This is a genomic window from Mesorhizobium sp. B2-4-1 (genome assembly GCF_006442185.1).
Taxonomy (GTDB): Bacteria; Pseudomonadota; Alphaproteobacteria; order Rhizobiales; family Rhizobiaceae; genus Mesorhizobium.
The window spans coordinates 108,899-130,386 of sequence record NZ_VFVN01000013.1 but is presented as its reverse complement, the minus strand read 5'-3'; the positions used below and the strand labels follow the sequence as shown (position 1 = coordinate 130,386).

Below are 21,488 nucleotides of genomic sequence, written 5' to 3'. Positions count from 1 at the left end.
ACAATCGAGGCAGCCGAATGCAGGAACTACTTCGAAAACGCAGGCTACGCTTCCGTCAAGATATGAAACGCTCTAGCGAGTGGGTAGTCCAAGCCGAACCCATTCGTCGGGCGGGATTACAGATCCGACACGTAGGCCGAACGACAAAACCCTGGTCACATCGCTGTCGACCTCGCAGCGGAAGCCCAGATGGTACCACGTGCCCGTTGCGCGGAAAGCGACATCCGGGGCGTTGAGAATATTGCCGGCCTTCAGCGGCACGCTTGGGATCAAGTCGGGGAAATAAGAGGCGTCCAGCAATTGCTGCTGCAATGCGCTGGCGCAAAGTTTGGCACCACGCTGGGCGCGCGGCACGCCGCCCATCGAGGTCGTGGCCAGCGCATCGCCGGTAGCGTCTTGCGAATAGAGCTTGCGAACGCCCGGAAGCCCGGAATAGCGACGCGACGCGGCACTGGCGACATCAGGGGAAGTTGGGCTTCCCGCGCTCCCGTTGGAGGACTTCGAAACTTTTGAAGAGCCGGGCTTCGGCGCATTTGTGGGTTTTGGCGTCGGCTTTTCAGCCGATATGGGAAGCTCGACCTCAGTATCGCCGTCATCGGCGGCCAACGGCGCTGCCGCGGCCGTTTGCTTGTCGGCCTCGGGCAACTCTGCCGGCTTTTCGGTGGCCGCCGGCGCGCCAGACTTGGTCTTCGCAGGCTCAGGCGTCACGGGCTGCTTCGACGTCTCCTCCTTGGCAGGCGCTGGCGAATTGTCTTGAGCGCTGGCTCCGTCCAGGGATTTCCTGGGGCCGGCGTCCTTGTCGCCGAACTGAAAGACAGGTCTCAAGGTCTCGATCGGCGGCGTCTTGCGCGATTGCTTTTCGGGCGGAGGTGGTTCTTCAGGCTTCGTTTCCGGCGGCTTCTCGGCTTTGGGCTCGTTTGGCGGTGCGGGAGCAGGTTTCGGTTTTGGCTGGTCGGGCGGAGGCACGAGCGCGACATTTACCGGCTGGTCCTGCTGCGGCTCCTGGGCTGGCCTCGGCAGGTTGTAGAACACCAGCGCTGCGAGGAGCGCATGCAGGATCAGCGATGCGGGCAGCGCCCACAACAGATCCCGACGCCGCTCTCGTGCCTCGTCCTTCATGCTGACCGATGTGGAATGAAATAGCGGCGGCTTCAAGCATCGGCTTTGGATTGACGCAATTTAACCGCTGCACAGCTCGGTGATCTGGAAAACCGTGTCGCTGCGCCGCCGTCGAGGCGTTGGCGCCGCTGGACGAACGGCCGTGCCGTCCTGAATATTCGCGGCAACCCAGTTCTGTGGCCAAAGACTAGCCTTGCCGCTGGGGCTGGATCCTGTCCAGAAACCGTCCGTCCAGCCGCGTTTCGCCAAACCAGTTCAGCCGGTTGATGCTGACGAAGCCGGCATCGATCGCCTCGTTCTCGTCGCCCGGCTCACTTGCGTGAGCGCGCCCGCGCGGGACTGTGATGACGGTGCGATCGCCGTCGCTCTCCAGGATTTCAGCCTTGCGGCCGATCTTGTCGCGGCCGATGCGCGGCTGCCGGATCCCGGCCGGCAGCGAAGCCGGCAGGTTGATACTGAGCCAATGGCCATCCGCCGCCCACTCTTCACGCGACCGCCAGAGCGAGGCGATCAACGCGCCGAGCCACTCGTCGTCGACACCGCTGAAGTCCGGATTCTTCACCCGGGAAAAGCCGATCGCCGGAATACCCCAGAATGTCGCCTCGCGCGCAATGCCCAGCGTCCCGGAATAGGCAAGGTCCTCGGCGACGTTGCGCCCGTCATTGACGCCCGCCAGAACCAGGTCGGGCTTTTGGCCATCCGCGAACAGCCAGGCCATCGCGCTCACCACGCAGTCGGCCGGAGTGCCGGAACACGAATACCAGCCGGGCTTGACGCGTCGCATCGTCAACGGCCGCGCGATCGTCAGCGACGCGCCCGCGGCGGTGCGCTTGCCGTCGGGTGCCACCACCCACAAATCGTCGCTCAGGCCGCCGGCCGCCTTGACCAGCCGGACAAGGCCCGGCGCCTCGATGCCGTCATCGTTGCAGATCAGGAGTCTCATGTCTCTTTTCCTCGGCGCACCGTTATGCTCTGGCCGGTGCGGCATTGCGGGCGCAGCGACGGAATATGGGCTTTCAGGTCGTCGAGGAGTTCGCTCGCGCAGGAATGACCGAGCGCCTCCGGGCGCCCTGCCTTCTCCCAGATATCGACATTGCCCGACAGCGTTGGGTGGGTGGGCATGCGCACCCAGTCCGCCCGGCCGGCTTTGTGCAGCAGATCGCCGGGGGAGCCGGAGGGCAGATGCCCGGTCAGCAACACCGGAAAGCCGGCCCGGTCGGCGCGCGGCAGCAGGCGGGACGAAGGCCCGGCCTCGCCCATGCCGTCATCGGCCAGCAAGGGCAGCGAGGGCAGCGGGTCGGCGTCGGTCCAGTCTGCGGCACTACCCAGCCGCAAGCGCAGGATCTCGGATACGCCAGGCAGCAGCGCTGAAGTGGCGGCGATCTGCGCTTCGAGCGAAGCACGCATGCCGGCGTGGATGGCGAAGGGTCCCGGCAAGGCCGCGATCAATTCCAGCGACCGCCCCGACAGCGGCGTCGGCAGAAGGCATCCGTTCGAATGGCGCGCCACCCAGCCCGAAATGGCCTCGGCGCGCGCCGCACCCGGCACGGGATCGGCGCCATAGGACGCGTCGAGAACGAGAAGATCGCATTCGGGGATCGCGTCCATCACGAAGACATTGCTGTCCGGCACCACGTCGGCCGAATAGACGACGCGGCTCTTGCCATCGTCGACGGCAAACCAGACGCCGCCGACGACATGTCCCGACCTCCCCGTCCTGACCCTGAGATTGCCGCTCTTCAGCAAATCGCCGGGTTCGAAAATCTCGATGCGATCTTCCGGAAAGGGAAATCGCTTGAGATCCCCGGGATCGGCATAGCCGGCGAGCGTGGCCGGAGCCTCGGCGCGGGTTTCGGCCGTCATGAAAATCGGACCGGCATAGCCGCGCGACAAAAGCCAGCTCAGAGCACCGACGTGATCCTCGTGCGCATGCGAGACAAACAACGCGTCGATGTCGGCGATCGACCCGTCAAGTGCCGGATAGTACTCCGCCCCTGTGGCCCCGACCTTGATGCCGATATCGAGCAGGATGCGATCGTTTCCGCTGCGGACGGCAACGCTGGTGCGGCCCTTTTCGCCGAAGCCGCCGGCCAGGTCCAGCTTCATCACGACGCCGCCTCCGCCGGGATTACCCAGCCGGACTTAATGCGCAGGCGCGCCTGGGCTCCGCTCTCCAGCACGACCGGGTCGGGCTGCTCGAAATGCAAGGTAAGATCAGGTCCTGCGGAAGGCGTAAATTCGATGCGCGCCGAGCCACCCTGGTAGATCACCCGCTTGACGAGGCCATCGAAGCCGGGGCCGTCCGACGAGACGTCGAGATCGGCCGACCGGCAGCAGATCCTTGCGCCAGCGCGCGGCCGCTCGCCTGCCCGGCAGCGGACGACCAGCTCGGTTCCGAGAACCCGGACCTTGCAATGACCCGCCTCCTCGGAGCTCAGCACGTCGGCCGGAAGCAGAATGCCCTGTGAAATGAAGGAGGCCACCATTTCATTCGCCGGCTCATGATAGAGCTCGCGCGGGGTCGCGAGCTGGACCAGGCGACCGTGATCCATCACCGCGATGCGATCGGCCAGCGCCATGGCCTCGGCCTGATCGTGGGTGATGTAGACGATGGTCGTGCCGGTGCGCTTGTGAAAGGCGGCGAACTCGTCCTCCATCGAGGCCCTGAGATGCACGTCGAGATTGGCGAGTGGCTCGTCGAACAATACCAGCGAGGGCGCGGCGACCAGGCAGCGCGCCAGGGCCACGCGCTGGCGCTGGCCGCCGGAGAGGTTGGCCGGCCTACGGTCTCCTAACCCCTGTAGATTGACCAGGGCCAGCGCGTCGGCAACCTTCTGGCGGGCGACCGCCTTGTCCAGCTTTGCAACCTTGAGCGAATAGCCGATGTTCTCGGCGACCGTCATGTGCGGCCACAATGCGTAGTTCTGGAAGACGATGCCGACCCGCCGCTTCTCTGGTGGAACGCTGCCGCCTGCACCCGACACGACCTCGCTGCCGACGCGGATTTCGCCCGACGTCACCTTCTCGAAGCCGGCGACAAGCCGCAGCAACGTCGTCTTGCCGCAGCCGGAAGGCCCGAGCACGGCAAGGAATTCGCCGTCGCCGACATCGATCGAAACGTCCTTGACCGCATCGAACTCGGCGAAGCTCTTGGTCACATGGTCCAGGGTCAATCGCGCCATGGCAGAACTCCACTCGGAAGGTGAGGGGCAAGCAGGTTGGTCACCAGCATCAGCACGAAGGTGACCGCGACCGTGATGACGGACATCGCCGCCGCGTAGTTGGAATCGCCGCCCTGTTCGAACGAGAACATCACCACGCCAATTGTCTCGGAACCCGACGACCACAGCAGCGCCGAGACCGTGAGCTCGCTGAGCGCCGTCATGAAGATCAGCAGGCCGCCGGCGATCGCCGCCGGCGCCACCAAAGGAAAGACGATGGTGCGCATGCGCGTGAACAGGCCGGCGCCCGCCACTTGTGCAGCCTCCTCCAGCGTCCGGTCGATCTGGTGATAGCCGCTGATGGTCGGCCGCAAGGCCAGCACCAGGAAGCGGGCGAGATAGGCGTAGAGGATGATCCAGACCGTGTTGTAGAGCTGTATGCCGGTCAGCGGGATCGGCCGCAGGAACAGCAGCAGCGATGCGATCGCCAGCACCACGCCGGGCAAGGCATAGGGCAGTTCGACCGAAAGATTGAGCAGCCGCACCCAGCGCTGTTTGCCCCAGGCAATGAGATAGCCGATCGGCACGGCGACGAGGACCGCGAAGAAGGCGGCGGCGATAGACAGCCAGAAGCTGTTGAAGAAGGCGCGGCTGGCGGCAGCGTGCTCGAACAACACGAAACGGTAATTGTCGAGCGTCGCCGTCTTGGCGCTGAGCGCGATGCCGTAGCCGGGAACCAGCGACGTCAGCACCAGCCCGAACAGCGGCAGGAACAACACCAGTACGACCAGCAGCCACATGCCGGCCTGGACGACCGGACGCCAGCGGCCAAGCTCGTAGGGCTCGGCGGGCAGCGAGGTGGAGCTGATGCGGTAGTCGCGGCGCCGGCTCATGACCTCCTGGGCGATAATGCCGGCCATGGCGATGATGCCGATCAGCACCGACAGGAACGCCGTCTCGCCGAGCACGGCCGGCCCGCCGCCGGCCAGTTTTTGATAGATCAAGGTCGGCAGCACCAAGTAATTGGCGGGAATGCCGAGAAAGGCGGGAATGCCGAAATTGCCGACGCAGGACACGAAGGCCAGTGCCGCTGCCGCCATGATCGACGGTGTCATCAGGGGTAGCACGATGGTGACGAGCACGGTGAACCAGCTCGCGCCGCCGGCTCGCGCCGCCTCGACCAGTTCGCGCGGCAGCTTGCGCAGGCCGGCGCGCACCAGCAGGAACACCAGCGGGCCATACTGCACGCCGAGCAGCAGGATGATGCCCGACGTGGAATAGAGCGGGTTTTTGGTGCCCAGCGGCGGTGCGGCGCCGAACAGCTTGAGGAACGGGCTGGCCGGTCCGAACAGTTGCAGCCAGGCAAGCGCCGTGACCTGCGGCGCGATCATCAGCGGCATGACGTAGCAGAGCACCAGCGCGCTTCGGCCACGTATGTCGGTCAGCGTGATGAGCACCGCCACCAGCGTTCCCGACAGCACGGCAAGCACCGTGCCGCCTATGCCGACGACAAGCGTATGCCAGGTGGCGATCCAGGTCGCCGGACTTCTCAGTCCGGCCTCCAGGGCCATCGTTGACACCATGCCGCCGGGTGCCACGATTTCCTTGATCAGGCGCAGCATCGGCAGCAGGGACAGCAGCACGATGACGACGGCTACCGCCGCCGTCAGGACCATTTCCTGGCCCCGGCTTTCCCTGATCGTTGATGGCATGGTTGCTTTCCTGAAATTCGACCAGCGCGCAGTGGGGATGCCGCCGCGAAGCGGCATCCCGGCCGGATCGCCGAGCCTTGTCAGCCGCCGAACAGTTCCGAGAACTTCGCCTTGTCGGCGTCGGTCTTGGCGACGATTGCCTTGGTGTCGAACGACATCACCTTGACCTTGACGCCTTCCGGCAGCCATTCGGGCCGGCCGACCGAGGCCCGTGCCGGCAGGTAGCCCATGGAAAGCGCCAGCTTCTGGCCTTCGTCCGAAAGAATGAAGTCGACGAACTTCTTGGCGCCGTCGACATTCTTGGCCGTCTTCATGATCGCGACCGGTTCGGTCACGGCCGGCACGCCTTCCGAGGGGAACACGAATTCCACCGGCGAGCCCTTCTTCTTGGCGTTCATCGCCATGAAGTCGACGAGGATGCCATAGGGCTTCTCGCCTGATGCCACGGACTTCAGCACCGCGCCATTGCCGCGCACGCTGACGGTGTTGTTGGCCTTCAGCTTCTGGAAGAAATCCCAGCCGTAATCGGCATCGCCGGCGAAGCCCGAAAGCAGGTAGGCGGCGGCACCTGAGTAGAGCGGGCTCGGCATGACGAGACCATCGGCATAGGCCGGCTTGGCGAGATCGGCCCAATGTTCCGGCTTCTCGGCGGCCGCGGTGTTGTAGACGATGCCGGTGGTGATCAGCTTGCTGCCGAAATAGGTCTTGTCGGCGTCGTAAGCATCCGGCTCGATGCCGTCGAGCTTTGCCTCGGGATAAGGCAGCAGCCGGCCGTCCTTCTTGAGCAGCTCCATCGAGACCGCATCGGCGATCAACAGCACGTCGGCCTGCGGGCTGCCGGCGGCGAATTCGGCCGCCATCTTGGTGAGGATGTCGCTGGTACCGGAACGATAGATTGCCACGTCGATGCCGGGCTGCGCCTTCTTGAAGGCCTCGACGGTCTTGGCCGCATCGGCTTCCGGCTGGGATGTGTAGAGCGTCAACGTTTCGGCACTTGCCATGCCGGCAAACAAAGTTGCCGCGAGCGCCAGCTGGCTTCCCAGCAGCTTGATGAATAGCGTCTTCATAAGACCTCCTGTCCTGTCTGTGCACGACTGGCCCGGCCCCGGCCGGTTCCCTGTCTCTTCCTCCCTGCACGGCGCATATGACTGGTGGATGACACAGCGCGTGAGATATACAAAATATGTTCATATGTTCGATGTCAATTACAAATGAACAAAACTGTGCAACAATCGACACGCCGGACATCCGGTGCCAGTTGACACGCGGCCGGCCTTTCTCCGAAGAGGCGATGCGGGGCCCAGGCCAAGGCTCATGAGGACGAAAAGCGATGCCCGTGGAAAAACCCAGACCGGCCCGCTCCGGATTGCCGATGGTGTCGTCGGATCTCAACGTCAAGACGGCGTGGCTCTATTATGTGGAGGGCTTCACGCAGGAGCAGATCGCCGAGAAGCTCGACGTCTCCAGGGTGAAGGTCATGCGCACGCTGGCCGCGTGCACGGCCGAAGGCATCGTCGTCACCATGATCAACGCGCCGACCGCCGAACAGGTGGCGCTCGAACGTGCACTCGAGAAGCGCTGGGGCCTCGACGCCGCCGTCGTCATCCCGACGCCTTCGGCGCAAGACCACCTGGAGAAGGCGATCGGCCACGCCGTGGCGGCCTATCTCGGCGAGCAGATGCAGGACGGCATGACGCTGGCAATCGGCGGCGGCGCGACCCTGCATGCCAGTTTGGGCTTTCTCGCCCGCCGGCAGCTGAAGCACGCCTCGGTCGTGGCGCTCGTCGGCAGTCTGCCGCATTCGCAATGGATCAATCCGTCCATCGTCGCCGCCAAGGTCGCCGATGTCTTCGAGGTCGACAGCTACCAGATCACCGCGCCGGTGACGGTCGACAACCCCTCGCTGCGTGACCTGCTCTGGGCGCAGCCGGCGCTGCAAGACGTGCGGCAGCGCGCTGCCGCCGCCGATATCGCGCTGCTTACCGTCGGCGACATGTCGCCGGACGCGACCATCTTCCGCCACGGCATCGTGCCGTCGTCGCTCATCGCGTCGCTGAAAGCGAAGGGCGCGGTCGCCAACATGCTGTGCTATTTCGTCGATGCCTCAGGCAGGCTGGTCGACCACGAAGTCAACGGCCGCGTCATGGCCATCGACCTCGATGTCGTCGGCCAGGTGCCGAATGTCGTGCTGGCCGCCGGCGGAAAACGCAAGGTGGCCGCGATCCTCGCCGCGCTGAAGGCCGTCAGCACCAATGTGCTGATCACCGACAGCGATACGGCGACGGCGCTGCTGGCAAAGGCTGGCTGACAGTGCCGCTTAGATCAGGCCGCGTTCGCGCAAGAAATCCTCGACGCCGACATGGGTCATCGATTCGAATTCGGCGATCGCCTCGGCCACCCGTCTGCGCTGGGCCGCCAGCAGCGTGAACACCTGCTTCATCTCGCCGGAAACGCCGAAGCGGCCCCAGCGCTCCGCGATATGCGCAGGCAAGCCGATGTCGGCGCAGAACGCATCCAGGCTCTCATAGCCGAGACTGGCGACGAGTTGCTTGGTTTCGTCCGCCGACATGCGCGGCTCGAAAGCGTGATCGTGCAGGCGCTGCGCCACCAGCTTGATGTCGGACGGAGACGCGCCCATCACCTTGCCGAACAGGGTCTTGACGTCGGATGGATCGAATGCGGGCATGCGGACCTCCCTTCATCACAGTCCACCTGAAACATGGGCGAAGGGTTCGCGCCTGACAAGTCGATTCTGTGGTGAGCCGGCGCATCATTCGACGCCTCCTCACGTCAACGTGACCTACACCAGCATGCCCATCGGGTTCTCGATCAGCTTCTTGAAGGCGACCAGCAGTTCGGCGCCCAGCGCTCCGTCCACGGCGCGATGGTCGGTCGACAGCGTCACCGACATCACCGTGGCGATTTTGATCTCGCCGTTCTTGACCACCGCCCGCTCCTCGCCGGCGCCCACCGCCAGGATCGTCGCATGCGGCGGGTTGATGACGGCGGCGAAATCCTTGATGCCGAACATGCCAAGGTTCGACACCGCCGTGGTGCCGCCTTGATATTCCTCCGGCTTCAGCTTGCGGCTGCGCGCGCGGCTGGCCAGGTCCTTCATCTCGTTGGAGATCACCGACAGCGTCTTTTCATCCGCCTTGCGAATGATCGGCGTGATCAGGCCGCCGGGGATCGACACCGCGACGCCGACATCGGCATGCCTGTGCTTGACCATGGCGCTTTCGGTCCACGAGGCATTGGCATCCGGCACCGCCTTCAACGCCATGGCCATCGCCTTGATCACCATGTCGTTGACCGAGAGCTTGTAGGCGGGCGCCTCGCCCTTGTCGGTCTTCTTTACCGGTGCGGCCGCATTGAGCTGCGTGCGCAACGAAAGCAGCGCATCGAGCTCGCAGTCGAGCGTCAGGTAGAAATGCGGGATGGTGGTCTTGGCCTCGACCAGCCGGCGCGCGATGGTCTTGCGCATATTGTCGTGCGGCACCAGCTCGTAGGAACCTTCCTCGAACAGGCGCAGCACGTCCCCCTCCCCCTTGAGGGGTGGGGTCGCTTCGACGGGGCTCGGCGCAAAAGCGGTGCCTTCTGGGGCGACCCCCTCCGTCCGCTTCGCGGACACCTCCCCCTCGAGGGGGGAGGAGAGTACCGCATCGATATCCGCCTTCACGACGCGGCCATGTGGGCCTGTGCCTGATATGCCGGAGAGATTCAGTCCTCCTTCACGAGCCAATCGACGCGCCAAGGGTGTAGCGCGGGGTTTCCCCTCCCCCTCGAGGGGAGGGTGGCCGGCCGAAGGCCGGTCGGGTGGGGTCGGTTCGACCGGGCTCAGCGCGAGGGCGGTGCCTTCTGAGGCAACCCCCTCTGTCGACTTCGTCGACATCTCCCCCTCAAGGGGGGAGATTGGCGCCTTGTCCTGCTTGGCCCCGTAGCTTTCATCATCGGCATAGATCCACGCAACCGGCGCTCCGACTGGAATATCGACGCCTTCCTTGCCGGAGACATCGCGCAGGATACCGCTGGCCGGCGCGTCGATTTCCATCGCCGCCTTGTCGGTCTCGATCTCGAACAGCACGTCGCCCTTCTTGACCCGGGCGCCTTCCTCGGCGAACCAGCGCGAGATCTGTCCGGTCGCCATGTCCATGTCGACCTTGGGAAGAATGACTTCGGTCGGCATGTCTCAGCGAACCCCTCTCACGAGGTCGCGGGCGGCGGTGATGATGCCGGGAACCTGCGGCACCGTCGCCTTCTCCAGCTCCGGATTGTACGGGATCGGCGTCTCCGCGCCGCCCAGCCGCACGATCGGCGCGTCGAGATAGTCGAACGCCTCGCTCTCGGCGATCATGGCGCTGACCTCGGCGCCGATGCCCAGCGTCTTGACCGCTTCGTAGACGCACATCAGCCGCGACGTCTTCTTGACGCTGTCGATGACGGTCTGCTTGTCCATCGGCCGGATCGTCCTGAGGTCGACGACTTCGACGTCGATGCCTTCCGCTTCCAGCGCGGCCGCGGCGTCGAGCGCCTTCTGCACCATGATCGAGGTGGCGGCGATGGTGAGATCGCGCCCTTCGCGGCGGATATCGGCCTTGCCGATCGGCACCGTGTAGTAGCCTTCCGGAACCGGGCCCTTCATCTTGTAGAGCAGCTTGTGCTCGAAGATCATCACCGGATCGGGATCGGCGACGGCCGCCAAAAGCATGCCCTTGGCATCGTGCGGCGTCGCCGGCTGGATGACCTTCAGGCCCGGTACATGGCCGAGCCAGGCCTCCAGGCTCTGGCTGTGCTGCGCGGCCGCACCGGTGCCTGAACCGGCAGGAAAGCGCATCACGACGGGAACGGAAACCTCGCCGCCCAGCATGAAGCGCATCTTGGCCGCCTGGTTGACGATCTGCTCCATGGCGAGCGTGGCAAAGTCGGAGAACTGGAACTCGAAGATCGGCCGCATCCCGGTAAGCGCCGCACCCACCGCGACACCCGCGCCGCCCAGTTCCGAGATCGGCGTATCCATCACCCGGTCCGCGCCGTAGCGCTCGACCAGATCGCCGGTCACCTGGAAGGCGCCGCCATAGACGCCGATATCCTCGCCCATCAGGAAGACGCGTTCGTCCATGTCCATGGCGATCGCCATGGCTTCCTGGATCGCCTGGGCGTAGCTCAGTTCACGCACCATCGCGTCCATCACGCCTGCTCCGTATAGACATAATTTCCGGTCTCGCTGACATCAGGCGACGGGCTCGCCTTGGCGAACTCGATGCCGTCGGCGATTTCCTTGGCCACCGCTTCGCGGATCGCCTCGATGCCCTTGTCGTCAATGAACCCGAAGTCGCGCAGCTCGCTTTCGAACAGGGTGATCGGATCGCGGTTCGACATCCAGTCCTCGATCTCCTCCTTGGTGCGATAGCGGTTGCGGTCGCTCTTGGAATGGCCGCGATGGCGGTAGGTCTTGGACTCGATCAGCGTCGGCCCCTCGCCCGCGCGTGCGCGCTCGACGGCCTTGTAGGACGCCTCGGCGACCTCCGAAAAAATGTTGCCGTTGACGATGACGCCGGGCATCGAATAGGCGGCGGCGCGCTCGGCGATGTTCTTGACCGCGGTCGAGCGGGCCGTCGACGTCGACATGCCGTAGCCATTGTTCTCGCACACGAAAATCACCGGCAGCTTCCAGATCGCCGCCATGTTCAGCGCCTCGTGGAAAGCGCCCTCATTGTTGGCGCCGTCGCCGAAGAAGGAGACCACGACCTTGCCGGTCTTCATCATCTTGGAGGAGAGCGCCGCCCCGACGGCGATCGGAATGCCGCCGCCGACGATACCATTGGCGCCCAGATTGCCCTTGGCCACGTCGGCGATGTGCATCGAGCCGCCGCGTCCCTTGCAGTAGCCGGTGGTCTTGCCGAAGAACTCGGCGAACATGCGCTTGACCTCGGCGCCCTTGGCGATGCAGTGGCCGTGGCCGCGATGCGTCGAGGTGATCTGGTCATCCTCGCCGAGCGGCATGCAGATGCCCATGGCGCTGGCTTCCTGCCCGATCGACAGATGCATGGTGCCGTGGATGAGGCCGCGCGTGTAGCTCTCCTCCGCGCCCTCTTCGAAGCGGCGGATGAGGTACATCTTATAGAGCACCTGTCTGAGCTGCTCGGCGCTGTACTGGCGATAGACGAAGGGCAGGTTGGCACGGCTGTCCGCGACGGCTTTGCTGGCTGCGGCCATGATCACACCTCCACGGTTCCGTAGACGAGCTTGTCCTGGCGCGCGCGCAGTTCGGCGATCTTGGAGCCGGGAGCCGGGGCGGCATTGGCGTAGGTGATGAGCTCGCCCTTCTTGATCGGCGCCGTCACCGAACCGCCTTGCAGCAGACCGCAGGGAATGGCCCTGGCGGCATGTGCTTCCGGCGCCGTCATGATCCAGGCGCGGTAGCAATATTCGCCGATCGCATCGAGCTTCTCGCCCGGCTTCATGTCCTTCTTGGCCACGGCTGCGACTTCGGCCACCGGCTTTGCCAGCGGCACCATGTCGGCCTTGCCGTAGAGCACGACGCGGGCGCAGGTCAGGGGCACTTCGAGCGAGGTCAAATGGTAGGGCCGATGGAAGGTGAAGTACGGGCCCTTGCCCATCTTCAAATCTTCCATGCGCTCCGAAATGCGCGGATGCGACATGTCGGCGACGACGAACACGCCGGGCGCGACACCCTTGCCGATCGAATAGTCGACGACGCCGACCTTCGACAGCACGCCGCCGTCCTTCTGCGGCACCAGCACCTTGGACAATTCGCCGAGCGTCGCCGCCGGACCATGCATGCCGGCCTTGTCGGGCACCAGCCCGGTGGCGTTGGCGATCGCCGCCATCTCGACCATGGTCTTGGAGCCGTCGACGAACTCGACCAGCATACGCACATTCATGTGCCGGCGCTTGGCTTCCTCTTCATAGTCGGGCGGCGTGGCGTCGATGTTGAGCGGATTGTTCTTGCCCTTGCCGGCGGCGACGATCGGATGGCCCATGGCCGAGACGAATTCGATAAGCTCCATGCAGGAAGACGGCTCGTCGCCGGCGCCCAGCGAATAGGTGACGCCGAGCCGGTCGGCCTCGCTCTTGAGATAGGCGCCGATGGTGACGTCGGCCTCGACATTCATCATCACCAGGTGCTTGCCGTGCTCCATGGCGCGCAAGCCGATCTCGGCGCCGACGGCGGGAACGCCGGTGGCGTCGATGACGACGTCGATCAGGTCATTGTTGATGACCAGGCTGGCGTCGTTGGTGACCGCCACCTTGCCGGCCTCCATGGCGGCCGTCATCGCCGAGGCGTTCGACACTTCGCGCGCATGCCCGGTTTCCTGGAAGGCGATATCCACGGCCTTGCTGGCGGCGGGCAGGTTCAGCTCGGAAATGGCGCCGATCTCGATGCCGGACATATGGGCGACGCGGGTGACGATGTCGGTTCCCATCTCGCCCGAACCGATCAAGCCGATGCGGATTGGCTTGCCCGACCTGGCCCGCACCTCGAGATCACGGGCAAGGCCCGTCAACGAAACATTGGAAGCCATATCGCTCATTCCTCCCGTAATGCTGCTATTCAATCACCTGACGGGTATTGAACATCTGTATTTCTGTCAAGACTAATGTCCAGATTTGATGCGCTTTTGCAGCACTTCCCAGCATCACGAGCAAGGTGGGAAAGCCGGCAAATCCGACAACCAAACGCTCGCGACGGTTCGACGCATTCGGGCCCGGAAAAACTTCAACCGTGAGCGCGCTTGATGGCGAGAGAAGGGGCGCCCCCTGCTTAAGTGCTAGCCAACCGGAAAATCGTGGAAATGGATGATGGTGCTGACCGGGATGCCGCGCCATTTGCCGGCGATCAGCCGGTGGACACGTCCGGCGAAGATGTGACGGACACTGCCATGGCGTTGGAATAGCTCTTGAAGGGCATCGGCGTCGGTTAGCGTGACCTCGTCGAGCACCGGCATGTGGATGCCGAACGGCGGGTGGTGCATAAACAGGAGGACCGACCGGTCCTGTGCCTCTTGCAACCGCTTGCCGGCGCCTGCGGCATCAGCCGGGAACAGAACGCCTCGCCTGGGCTTTACTGTGCCGTCCAGCCGCCGTCCATCGGCAAGGTCGTGCCGGTGATCTGCCTGGCTGAATCCGAGCACAGGAACAGCGCCAGGGCGGCAAGGTCCTCGACGGCGACGAATTCCTTTGTCGGCTGTGCGGCCAGAAGCACATCGCGCTTGACCTGTTCCTCGGTCATGCCGCGCGCCTTCATGGTGTCGGGGATCTGCTTCTCGACCAGCGGCGTCCAGACATAGCCGGGCGCGATCGCGTTGACGGTGATGCCGTCCTGCGCGACTTCCAGCGCCACCGTTTTGGTCAGGCCTGATATGCCGTGCTTGGCCGAGACATAGGCGGATTTGAACGGCGAGGCGACGAGCGCATGCGCCGAAGCCGTGTTGATGATGCGGCCCCATTTGCGGCTCTTCATGCCAGGCAGCGCCGCTTTTATCGCGTAGAAGGCCGACACCAGGTTGATGCGGATGATCGCTTCCCATTTGTCGTCCGGGAATTCCTCGATCGGCGCGACATGCTGGATGCCGGCATTGTTGACCAGGATGTCGAGGCTGTCGAACGCCTCTTCCGCCTCATGCACCATGGCGCTGACCGCCGCGCCGTCCATCATGTTGGCGTCGGAGTAGCGGCATTTGACACCGAAATCCTTCTCGATGCCGGCGCGCTCCTGCTCGATCGCCGTGGCGTCGCCCAGGCCGTTGATGGTGAGATTGGCGCCTTCGGCGGCGAAGGCGCGGGCGATAGCCAGGCCGATGCCGCTGGTCGAGCCGGTGACGAGCGCATTCTTCGAAGACAGGAAACCCATGGGTGATCTCGATATGGTGGGAGGGAACACGAAAGATAGGGCGCGGTCTTGTGCGCCGCAACATGACGATGCCACAGCCATATATCCGCGCATGCCCGACTCGACCGGCTTCGGCGACTACACCGAGACCGGTCACGTCATTCCGGTGCGCTACAAGGCCAGCATGGCGGCTATGTCCACTCGATGTACGTCGACGACGCGCCGATCACCGGCGCGAGCGCGGTTTTTCCTCCGGAATTGCCTGGAAACCGAACCGCCCTGATGGTCCGTCAGGGTCGCTTGGCCCGGGCAGGGCCAACATTGGGCGATCCGGCGATTTCCAGCAGCGACGACACCAGCAATTGCCGCTCGTCTGGGGAAAGCACGTCCGCGTCGAACAGGTTCATGCTGCGCAGGCCCTCGATGGCGAGATAGCAGACCAGCAGCGATTTGAGATCCGGCGTCTCGCTCTTCAGTCGTTGGAAGAGTTGTCGCTTGAACGTCTTTATCGGCGACATGAAGTCCGGATCCTCGGCGATCGCCGAAAATATCCACGACGCCGATGGCTGCTTGTCCTCGCAATCCTTGGCCGAAAGCCTGATGTAGACGGCGAGCGGATTTGCGCCATTGTCGTTGCTGCTGGCGGTCTCCAGCGCCTGCTCGAACTCGCGCAGATAGCCTTCCACCAGGCCCTGCATCAATTTGGCCTTGGTCGGGAAATTGTAGAGCAGTCCGCCCTTCGATACGCCGGCGCGGCTGGCGACGGCATCCAGGGACAGGCTACCGGGGCCGGATTCCCGTGCGACGTCCGCCGCCGCAGCGAGAATCCTCTCGCGCGAGTTCGTTCGTTGGGCTTTCATGGCGCCTCCCATCGCAAGCTTAGGCCCAATTGACAAGACCGTCCAGACGGTACAGTAAGACCGCGGTCATTTGAAATCGGGGCCCGCAGTCGATATGTGTCCCGATATCCGCGCTTCGCGCCGGATTTCGACTGAGGGGACTTCCTTGTTCAAGCGCATACTCCGTTTCGTTATCATCATTGTTGTGTTGGCCGTGCTCGTCATCGTGGTCGGCGGCATCGTCGGGTTCAATTTCCTGCGTGACAACGGCATCAAGCAGTATTTCGCCACGATGAAGCCGCCAGCGGCAACCGTGTCGACAACCATCGTCAAGCCGTCGAACTGGACGCCGGGCATCGAGGCGATCGGCACGGTCCGCGCCGTGCGCGGTGTCGACCTGACGGTTGAGACCGCCGGCATCGTCAAGGAGATCCCCTTCCATGCCAACGAGAAAGTGGCGGCCAATGCGGTGCTGCTGCAGCTCGACGACGCCGTGGAGCGTGCCGATCTCGCGGCACAGAAGGCGCAGGCGGCGCTCGATCAGACATCGCTGACCCGTGCACTAGAACTGACCAAGCGCGGTGTCGGCTCGGACTCGACCTTGGACACCGCACGTGCGGCCGCGTCCGCCTCGGCATCCCAGGTCAACAGGCTTCAGGCAGTGCTCGACCAGAAGCAGCTGACGGCGCCCTTTGCTGGAACCGTCGGCATCCCGAAGATCGATCTAGGCCAATATCTGGCGCCCGGCACCGCCGTGGTGACGCTGCAGGATCTCGACACGATGCGGGTCGACTTCACGGTTCCCGAACAGCAACTGCCGCTGCTCAAGATCGGGCAGACGGTTCGGCTGGGCCTCAGCGGCGGCGACATGCCTTTTGCCGGGACCATTCGCGGTATCGATCCCAAGATCGACCCGTCCAGCCGGCTGGTGAACATCCGGGCGGAAGTCGCCAATCCCGAAGGCAAGCTGACCCCCGGCCAGTTCGTGCAAGTGCGTGTCGAACTGCCCGAGGAGCAGAATGTGCTGGCGCTGCCGCAGACGGCGCTGACCACCAGCCTCTATGGCGACTACATATTCGTGGTGCACCCGGCAAAGCCCGCCGAGGCGCAGCCGACCAAGCCGGAGACAAACCCCGCCGCGGCGGCGACCGACAAGCCGGCGGACGCCAAGCCCGCGGCCGATGCCAAACCGGCCGAAGCCGCGAAGCCTGCCGCCGATGCGGCAAAACCAGCGGACAAGGCCGCCGCCGATCAGGCCAAGCCGGCCACGGGGGGCGAGCAGCCTGCCCTGGTCCTGTCGCAGGTATTCGTCAAGCCCGGCCGCCGCAACGAGGGCATGGTCGAGATCGTCGAGGGCCTCAAGGCGGGCGATGAGGTTGTCACGGCAGGTCAGAATCGCCTCTTCAACGGCATGTCCGTCAACGTCGACAACACCATCGACCCAACCAAATCGGCGAACAAGCAGGCCGACCAGCAATGAGCGTTTCCGATCTCTTCATTCGCCGGCCCGTCCTCTCCACGGTCCTTGCATGCATGATCCTGCTCCTGGGTTTCCAGGGCATATTCAGCCTGTCGATCCGCCAGTATCCGAAGGTTGACGAAACCGCGATCACCATCACGACGGCCTATCCGGGCGCCAGCGCCGACCTGATCCAGGGCTTCATTTCCGCTCCGATCGCGCGCGCCGTCGCCTCGACCGAGAACATCGATTACGTCACGTCGTCGAGCCGACCGTCCTCCAGCACCGTGACTGTGCAGATGAAGCTCGGCTCCAACCCGGACGTCGCGCTGACCGAAGTGCTGTCCAAGGTCCAGGGCGTGCGCGGCACCTTGCCGGACGCCTCCAAGGATCCCGTCATCGTCAAGGGCACGGGCCAGCAATTCGCGATGATGTACATCTCGATGCAGAACCCGAACATGACCAAGGAGCAGCTGACCGAGTATATCGAGCGCGTCATCAGGCCCCGCATGTCGACGGTCGAAGGCGTCGCCGACGTGCAGATCTTCGGCGCCCAGGAATATTCGATGCGGGTCTGGATCGATCCGGTCAGGCTCGCCGCGCGCGGTGTGACCGCATCGGAAGTGCTGACGGCGATCAACAACTCCAACTTCCTGTCGGCGCCCGGCAACACCGAGAACGAATATGTCGTCTCCTCGATCACCGTGCGCTCGACGCTCCAGACGCCGGAAGCCTTCGCCGAACTGCCGCTGCGCTCGACCGACGGCAATGTGGTGCGGCTGCGCGATGTCGCCCGCGTCGAACTGGGCGCCGAGAATACCGACACCAGGGTTTCCTTCAACGGCAAGCCAGGCACCTTCCTCGCCATCTTCCCGACCCCGGCTGCCAATCCCCTGACCACGGCGGCGGCGCTCACCAGGCTGGTGCCTCAAATCCAGGAGACGTTGCCGAAAGGCATGACGATCGAGATCGTCTACGACGCGACCGGGCAGATCAGCGCCTCGATCGACGAAGTGTTCAAGACCATCGGCGAGGCCGTTGCCATCGTCGTCGTCGTCATCCTTTTGTTCCTTGGCTCTTTCCGTTCGGTGATGATGCCCATCGTCACCATCCCGCTGTCGCTGATCGGCGTCTGTTTCCTGTTGTTCGCGGTGGGCTATTCGATCAACCTTCTGTCGCTGCTCGCCATGGTTCTGGCGATCGGCCTCGTCGTCGACGACGCCATCGTGGTGGTGGAAAATATCCACCGCCACATGGAAGAGGACCACATGTCGCCGATGCAGGCGGCCTTCAACGGCATGCGCGAGATCGCCACCGCCATCGTCGCCATGACCATGACGCTGGCCGCGGTGTTCGCGCCATTGGCCTTCACCGGCGGCCTGACCGGCGCGCTGTTCCGCGAATTCGCCGTCACGCTCGCCGGCTCGGTGGTGCTGTCGGGCGTGATCGCCATCACCATCACGCCAATGATGTCGGCGCGCCTGCTGAAGTCCGGCACGCCAGGCCGTTTCCAGCGCATTGTCGACGGCACTTTCGCGCGGGTCGAGCACGTCTATGAGCGGGCCGTCACCGGGTCGCTCAACTATCGCCCGCTGACGCTGATCATCGTGCTGGCGCTTGTCGGGGTGACCGGCTTCATGTTCACCAAGACCTCAACCGAACTGGCGCCGGAAGAAGACCAGGGCTTCCTGCTCTCGCTTGTAACGGCGCCGCGTTACGCGACATCCGACTACACCGAGACTTACGTCAACCAGATGCTCGGTCTGGTGAAGGATATTCCCGAGACGCGGGCGCAGTTCTCGGCCGTCGCGTTCGGCGGCACGACGAACAGCGCCTTCGTCGGTTTCGCCTTCAAGGACTGGGCGGAGCGCAAGCGCAACTCGAAGGAGCTGCAGGCCGACATCACGGCCCGTCTCGCCAAGGTGGCGGGCGTCCAGGCCTTTGTCTTTGCGCCACCGACGCTGCCGGGCTCCGGCGGCGGCCTGCCCATCGCCCTGGTGGTGCGATCGACCGGCGACTCCTCGGAAGTTTACGACGTGGCCGAGAAGATCAAGAACAAGGCACAGGCCTCCGGCCGCTTCATCGTCGTGCAGAATTCGATGGCCTATGATGCGCCGCAGGTGACGGTGACCATCGACCGCGACCGCGCCGCGGCGTTGAACCTGCCGATCGCCGATATCGGCCGGACGCTGACGCTGCTGGTCGGCGGCGCCGAAGTGGCGCAGTTCGACCGCGACTCCAACAGCTACGACATCATCCCGCAGGTGCCGAAAGAATTCCGCGACAATCCCGAAAAACTCGGCGAGTACTTCGTGCGCAGCGTAACGGGCGAGATGGTACCGCTGTCGGCGGTGGTGAAGATCTCGACCAATGCGTCGCCGGCCGCGATCGAGCAGTTCAACCAGCTGAATTCGTCGACGATCTCGGCGCTGCCGCTGCCCGGCGTCACCACTGGCGATGGATTGAAAGTCCTCGAGGACATAGCCAGGGAGAGCCTGCCCGACACCTTCTTCATCGACTATTCGGGCCAGTCCAGGCAGGAGAAGGAACAGGGCAACACGATCCTGATCGCTTTCGGGGCGGCCGTCATCGTCATCTATCTGGTGCTGGCGGCGCAGTTCGAAAGCTTCCGTGATCCGCTGATCATCATGATGGCGGTGCCGCTGTCGATCTTCGGTGCCATCGTGCCGCTCAATCTCGGCCTCGGCACACTCAACATCTACACGCAGGTCGGACTGATCACGCTTATCGGCCTGATCACCAAGCACGGCATCCTGCTGGTCGAGTTCGCCAACCAGCAGCGCGAGATCCACGGTATGCGGCGGCGCGACGCCATCATCGCTTCGGCCAAGGTGCGGCTGCGGCCGATCCTGATGACGACGGCGGCGATGGCGCTTGGCGTGCTGCCGCTGATCACGTCCAGCGGCGCCGGCGCCGCGGCCCGTTATTCGATGGGCCTGGTCATCTTCACCGGCATCCTGGTAGGCACCATGTTCACGCTCTTCGTCGTGCCCATGTTCTATACCTTCATTGCCAGCAAGGACTTGCCCCAGCTGGCCGAGAAGCCGGATCCCAAATTGATGCCGGCATTGCCGAGCTGATGGAAACGGCATTGCCGAACTAACAAAAACTAACAAAAAAGAGGCCGGAAACGTCCCGGCCTCTTTTTTGGCTGTGCTCGATTACCGCGGGAAAATGTTCCGGCGGGAGCCCTGAACGGATATGGCTGCTGTGCCGATCCGTTGCCAGCCAGCTACTTGACGATGACGATGCTGGTGTTGGCCGGCCCGAAGGTTTCGACGAGCTGGTAGAAATCGGCGGCATTGTCGGGATGCAGCCGCACGCAACCATGCGAGGCCGGCCGGCCAAGCCGCTTGATGGCATAGGTGGCGTGCACCGCATAGCCGCCGCTGAAGAACACCGAATGCGGCATCGGCGCGTTGTCGTACTTCTTCGAATACCACATTTCATGCATGCGCGTCGGCTTGAACGAGCCGGTCGGCGTCACATGCGCCCTGTCGCCGGTGGAAACCTTCCAGGCGAAGGCCGGGCGGCCGTCGACCGAGACTTCCATGACCTGTTGCGAAAGCGAGACGCGCGCCACGATCTTGTTGGCGGCATGCGCGGTACCCGTGCCGGCGCCGAACAGAAGCGCCGCACCCGTCAGGGCAGCGGCGGTGGTGTTGATGAGCTTGGCGGAAATAGCAGTATGCATGATGTCCCTCTCTCTGCCGGGCTGGCCGGCCCCAAATTCGATGAGCGGCTTATCGATGCATCATGTTTCGGAGAGATTTCGTGAAATGCTCGTTTGTGTTTCGAATATGTTTCCTCTGGTTAACGGGCCAAAGTTCCCAAATGGCGGACATTGACGCTGTCACCCTGGACAGGAGTAGGCACATAGGTATCCAGCCCGAAACGAAAGTTCGGATTGGCCAGACTTGAAAGGTTGGAGCCCTATTTCGAAACAGAATCTGCAACAAAGCGCATTTTCGGCGGCATGAAGCGGATACAGGCCGCCGGCAGAGTTGACGTAACGAAAGCAGACGGCAACGACCACGGGAACGAAAACGAACATGCGGTCCTGGTTTCTCGGGATCAGCATCGCAGCAGCAGCCATTAGCGGCGCCGGCACGGTTGCCGACGGTTCCATGGCCCGCCTCGCGGCGATGAGTTCGAGTGAGATCTCAACCCTCTATACCGTCCTGTTTTGTGCCACGGTCTGGATTGTTCCAGCCTGCGCATCGTCCGGCCCAAGGCCCACTGGCGGGTTGGCCTTCAGCTGCTGGCATTGCGCGGCCCCTCCGGCAACTTGCTGCTGAGAGGACCGAAGGCCCGCGCCGTGAC

18 protein-coding genes and 1 pseudogene are annotated in these 21,488 nt (G+C 63.9%); 4 read left to right on the top strand and 15 right to left on the bottom strand.

The features are described 5' to 3' along the window. Positions 1-72: 72 nt before the first annotated feature. The 6 genes from FJ949_RS26595 to FJ949_RS26570 all read right to left on the bottom strand — a co-directional run bounded on the left by FJ949_RS26595 (position 73) and on the right by FJ949_RS26570 (position 7,059). The gene (locus FJ949_RS26595; RefSeq protein WP_140500634.1) at positions 73-1,119 is read right to left on the bottom strand and encodes a DUF930 domain-containing protein; all 1,047 of its coding nucleotides are present in this window, start codon (positions 1,117-1,119) and stop codon (positions 73-75) included. A 187-nt stretch (positions 1,120-1,306) separates the two neighbouring features. Further along, positions 1,307-2,062: a 5'/3'-nucleotidase SurE gene (locus tag FJ949_RS26590; RefSeq protein WP_140500633.1), complete on the bottom strand. Its 756-nt coding sequence runs from the start codon at positions 2,060-2,062 to the stop codon at positions 1,307-1,309. Continuing rightward, positions 2,059-3,225 carry an MBL fold metallo-hydrolase gene (locus FJ949_RS26585; protein ID WP_140500642.1) on the bottom strand — a complete coding sequence of 389 codons (1,167 nt, stop codon included), beginning with the start codon at positions 3,223-3,225 and terminating at the stop codon, positions 2,059-2,061. The genes FJ949_RS26590 and FJ949_RS26585 overlap by 4 nt, the downstream gene beginning before the upstream one ends. Next, positions 3,225-4,301, bottom strand: coding sequence for an ABC transporter ATP-binding protein (locus FJ949_RS26580; RefSeq protein ID WP_140500632.1), 1,077 nt, complete (start codon positions 4,299-4,301; stop codon positions 3,225-3,227). Before FJ949_RS26580 ends, FJ949_RS26585 begins: the two co-directional genes overlap by 1 nt. Further along, positions 4,289-5,992 (bottom strand): iron ABC transporter permease, encoded by a 1,704-nt coding sequence (locus FJ949_RS26575; RefSeq protein WP_140500631.1) that lies wholly within the window; start codon positions 5,990-5,992, stop codon positions 4,289-4,291. The genes FJ949_RS26580 and FJ949_RS26575 overlap by 13 nt, the downstream gene beginning before the upstream one ends. An 80-nt stretch (positions 5,993-6,072) precedes the next feature. Beyond that, a complete protein-coding gene (locus FJ949_RS26570) occupies positions 6,073-7,059 on the bottom strand; it encodes an ABC transporter substrate-binding protein (RefSeq protein ID WP_140500630.1) in 987 nt (328 codons plus the stop codon). 263 nt (positions 7,060-7,322) lie between these two features. On the opposite strand from FJ949_RS26570, the gene FJ949_RS26565 reads away from it, so the two are divergent. Then, positions 7,323-8,300, top strand: coding sequence for a sugar-binding transcriptional regulator (locus FJ949_RS26565; protein WP_140500629.1), 978 nt, complete (start codon positions 7,323-7,325; stop codon positions 8,298-8,300). A gap of 9 nt (positions 8,301-8,309) precedes the next feature. Here FJ949_RS26565 and FJ949_RS26560 read toward each other — a convergent pair whose 3' ends face one another. From FJ949_RS26560 to FJ949_RS26530, 7 genes are all read right to left on the bottom strand, one after another. Continuing rightward, positions 8,310-8,678 carry a hypothetical protein gene (locus tag FJ949_RS26560; protein WP_140500628.1) on the bottom strand — a complete coding sequence of 123 codons (369 nt, stop codon included), beginning with the start codon at positions 8,676-8,678 and terminating at the stop codon, positions 8,310-8,312. A 114-nt stretch (positions 8,679-8,792) separates the two neighbouring features. Next, positions 8,793-10,178: a pyruvate dehydrogenase complex dihydrolipoamide acetyltransferase gene (locus FJ949_RS26555; RefSeq protein ID WP_140500627.1), complete on the bottom strand. Its 1,386-nt coding sequence runs from the start codon at positions 10,176-10,178 to the stop codon at positions 8,793-8,795. Between the two features lie 3 nt (positions 10,179-10,181). Beyond that, positions 10,182-11,180: an alpha-ketoacid dehydrogenase subunit beta gene (locus FJ949_RS26550; protein WP_140500626.1), complete on the bottom strand. Its 999-nt coding sequence runs from the start codon at positions 11,178-11,180 to the stop codon at positions 10,182-10,184. Next, positions 11,180-12,208: a thiamine pyrophosphate-dependent dehydrogenase E1 component subunit alpha gene (locus FJ949_RS26545; protein ID WP_140500625.1), complete on the bottom strand. Its 1,029-nt coding sequence runs from the start codon at positions 12,206-12,208 to the stop codon at positions 11,180-11,182. The genes FJ949_RS26550 and FJ949_RS26545 overlap by 1 nt, the downstream gene beginning before the upstream one ends. A 2-nt stretch (positions 12,209-12,210) precedes the next feature. Next, positions 12,211-13,539 (bottom strand): NAD(P)H-dependent oxidoreductase, encoded by a 1,329-nt coding sequence (locus FJ949_RS26540; RefSeq protein ID WP_140500624.1) that lies wholly within the window; start codon positions 13,537-13,539, stop codon positions 12,211-12,213. A gap of 246 nt (positions 13,540-13,785) precedes the next feature. Then, positions 13,786-13,962 (bottom strand): hypothetical protein, encoded by a 177-nt coding sequence (locus FJ949_RS26535; protein WP_224619737.1) that lies wholly within the window; start codon positions 13,960-13,962, stop codon positions 13,786-13,788. A 116-nt stretch (positions 13,963-14,078) separates the two neighbouring features. After that, on the bottom strand, positions 14,079-14,867 hold the full coding sequence (locus FJ949_RS26530) for a 3-hydroxybutyrate dehydrogenase (RefSeq protein WP_140500623.1): 789 nt from the start codon (positions 14,865-14,867) through the stop codon (positions 14,079-14,081). A gap of 82 nt (positions 14,868-14,949) precedes the next feature. Here FJ949_RS26530 and FJ949_RS30900 point away from each other — a divergent pair. Next, positions 14,950-15,080: pseudogene (locus FJ949_RS30900) on the top strand (acetoacetate decarboxylase family protein); the annotation flags it as partial. A gap of 56 nt (positions 15,081-15,136) precedes the next feature. Here FJ949_RS30900 and FJ949_RS26520 read toward each other — a convergent pair. Beyond that, a complete protein-coding gene (locus tag FJ949_RS26520) occupies positions 15,137-15,706 on the bottom strand; it encodes a TetR/AcrR family transcriptional regulator (RefSeq protein WP_140500622.1) in 570 nt (189 codons plus the stop codon). Positions 15,707-15,851: 145 nt separating this feature from the next. On the opposite strand from FJ949_RS26520, the gene FJ949_RS26515 reads away from it, so the two are divergent. Together FJ949_RS26515 and FJ949_RS26510 are read left to right on the top strand one after the other, a co-directional pair. After that, a complete protein-coding gene (locus FJ949_RS26515) occupies positions 15,852-17,165 on the top strand; it encodes an efflux RND transporter periplasmic adaptor subunit (RefSeq protein ID WP_140500621.1) in 1,314 nt (437 codons plus the stop codon). Continuing rightward, positions 17,162-20,245, top strand: coding sequence for an efflux RND transporter permease subunit (locus tag FJ949_RS26510; protein WP_140500620.1), 3,084 nt, complete (start codon positions 17,162-17,164; stop codon positions 20,243-20,245). Before FJ949_RS26515 ends, FJ949_RS26510 begins: the two co-directional genes overlap by 4 nt. 152 nt (positions 20,246-20,397) lie before the next feature. Here FJ949_RS26510 and FJ949_RS26505 read toward each other — a convergent pair whose 3' ends face one another. Continuing rightward, positions 20,398-20,859 carry a L,D-transpeptidase gene (locus FJ949_RS26505; RefSeq protein WP_140500619.1) on the bottom strand — a complete coding sequence of 154 codons (462 nt, stop codon included), beginning with the start codon at positions 20,857-20,859 and terminating at the stop codon, positions 20,398-20,400. Between the last annotated feature and the right edge of the window lie 629 nt (positions 20,860-21,488).

Coding starts and splice junctions, on each gene's coding strand:
- FJ949_RS26595 (WP_140500634.1), bottom strand. CDS start 1,119: ATGAAGGACGAGGCACGAGAGCGGCGTCGGGATCTGTTGTGGGCGCTG.
- FJ949_RS26590 (WP_140500633.1), bottom strand. CDS start 2,062: ATGAGACTCCTGATCTGCAACGATGACGGCATCGAGGCGCCGGGCCTT.
- FJ949_RS26585 (WP_140500642.1), bottom strand. CDS start 3,225: ATGAAGCTGGACCTGGCCGGCGGCTTCGGCGAAAAGGGCCGCACCAGC.
- FJ949_RS26580 (WP_140500632.1), bottom strand. CDS start 4,301: ATGGCGCGATTGACCCTGGACCATGTGACCAAGAGCTTCGCCGAGTTC.
- FJ949_RS26575 (WP_140500631.1), bottom strand. CDS start 5,992: ATGCCATCAACGATCAGGGAAAGCCGGGGCCAGGAAATGGTCCTGACG.
- FJ949_RS26570 (WP_140500630.1), bottom strand. CDS start 7,059: ATGAAGACGCTATTCATCAAGCTGCTGGGAAGCCAGCTGGCGCTCGCG.
- FJ949_RS26565 (WP_140500629.1), top strand. CDS start 7,323: ATGCCCGTGGAAAAACCCAGACCGGCCCGCTCCGGATTGCCGATGGTG.
- FJ949_RS26560 (WP_140500628.1), bottom strand. CDS start 8,678: ATGCCCGCATTCGATCCATCCGACGTCAAGACCCTGTTCGGCAAGGTG.
- FJ949_RS26555 (WP_140500627.1), bottom strand. CDS start 10,178: ATGCCGACCGAAGTCATTCTTCCCAAGGTCGACATGGACATGGCGACC.
- FJ949_RS26550 (WP_140500626.1), bottom strand. CDS start 11,180: ATGGACGCGATGGTGCGTGAACTGAGCTACGCCCAGGCGATCCAGGAA.
- FJ949_RS26545 (WP_140500625.1), bottom strand. CDS start 12,208: ATGGCCGCAGCCAGCAAAGCCGTCGCGGACAGCCGTGCCAACCTGCCC.
- FJ949_RS26540 (WP_140500624.1), bottom strand. CDS start 13,539: ATGGCTTCCAATGTTTCGTTGACGGGCCTTGCCCGTGATCTCGAGGTG.
- FJ949_RS26535 (WP_224619737.1), bottom strand. CDS start 13,962: ATGCCGGTGCTCGACGAGGTCACGCTAACCGACGCCGATGCCCTTCAA.
- FJ949_RS26530 (WP_140500623.1), bottom strand. CDS start 14,867: ATGGGTTTCCTGTCTTCGAAGAATGCGCTCGTCACCGGCTCGACCAGC.
- FJ949_RS26520 (WP_140500622.1), bottom strand. CDS start 15,706: ATGAAAGCCCAACGAACGAACTCGCGCGAGAGGATTCTCGCTGCGGCG.
- FJ949_RS26510 (WP_140500620.1), top strand. CDS start 17,162: ATGAGCGTTTCCGATCTCTTCATTCGCCGGCCCGTCCTCTCCACGGTC.
- FJ949_RS26505 (WP_140500619.1), bottom strand. CDS start 20,859: ATGCATACTGCTATTTCCGCCAAGCTCATCAACACCACCGCCGCTGCC.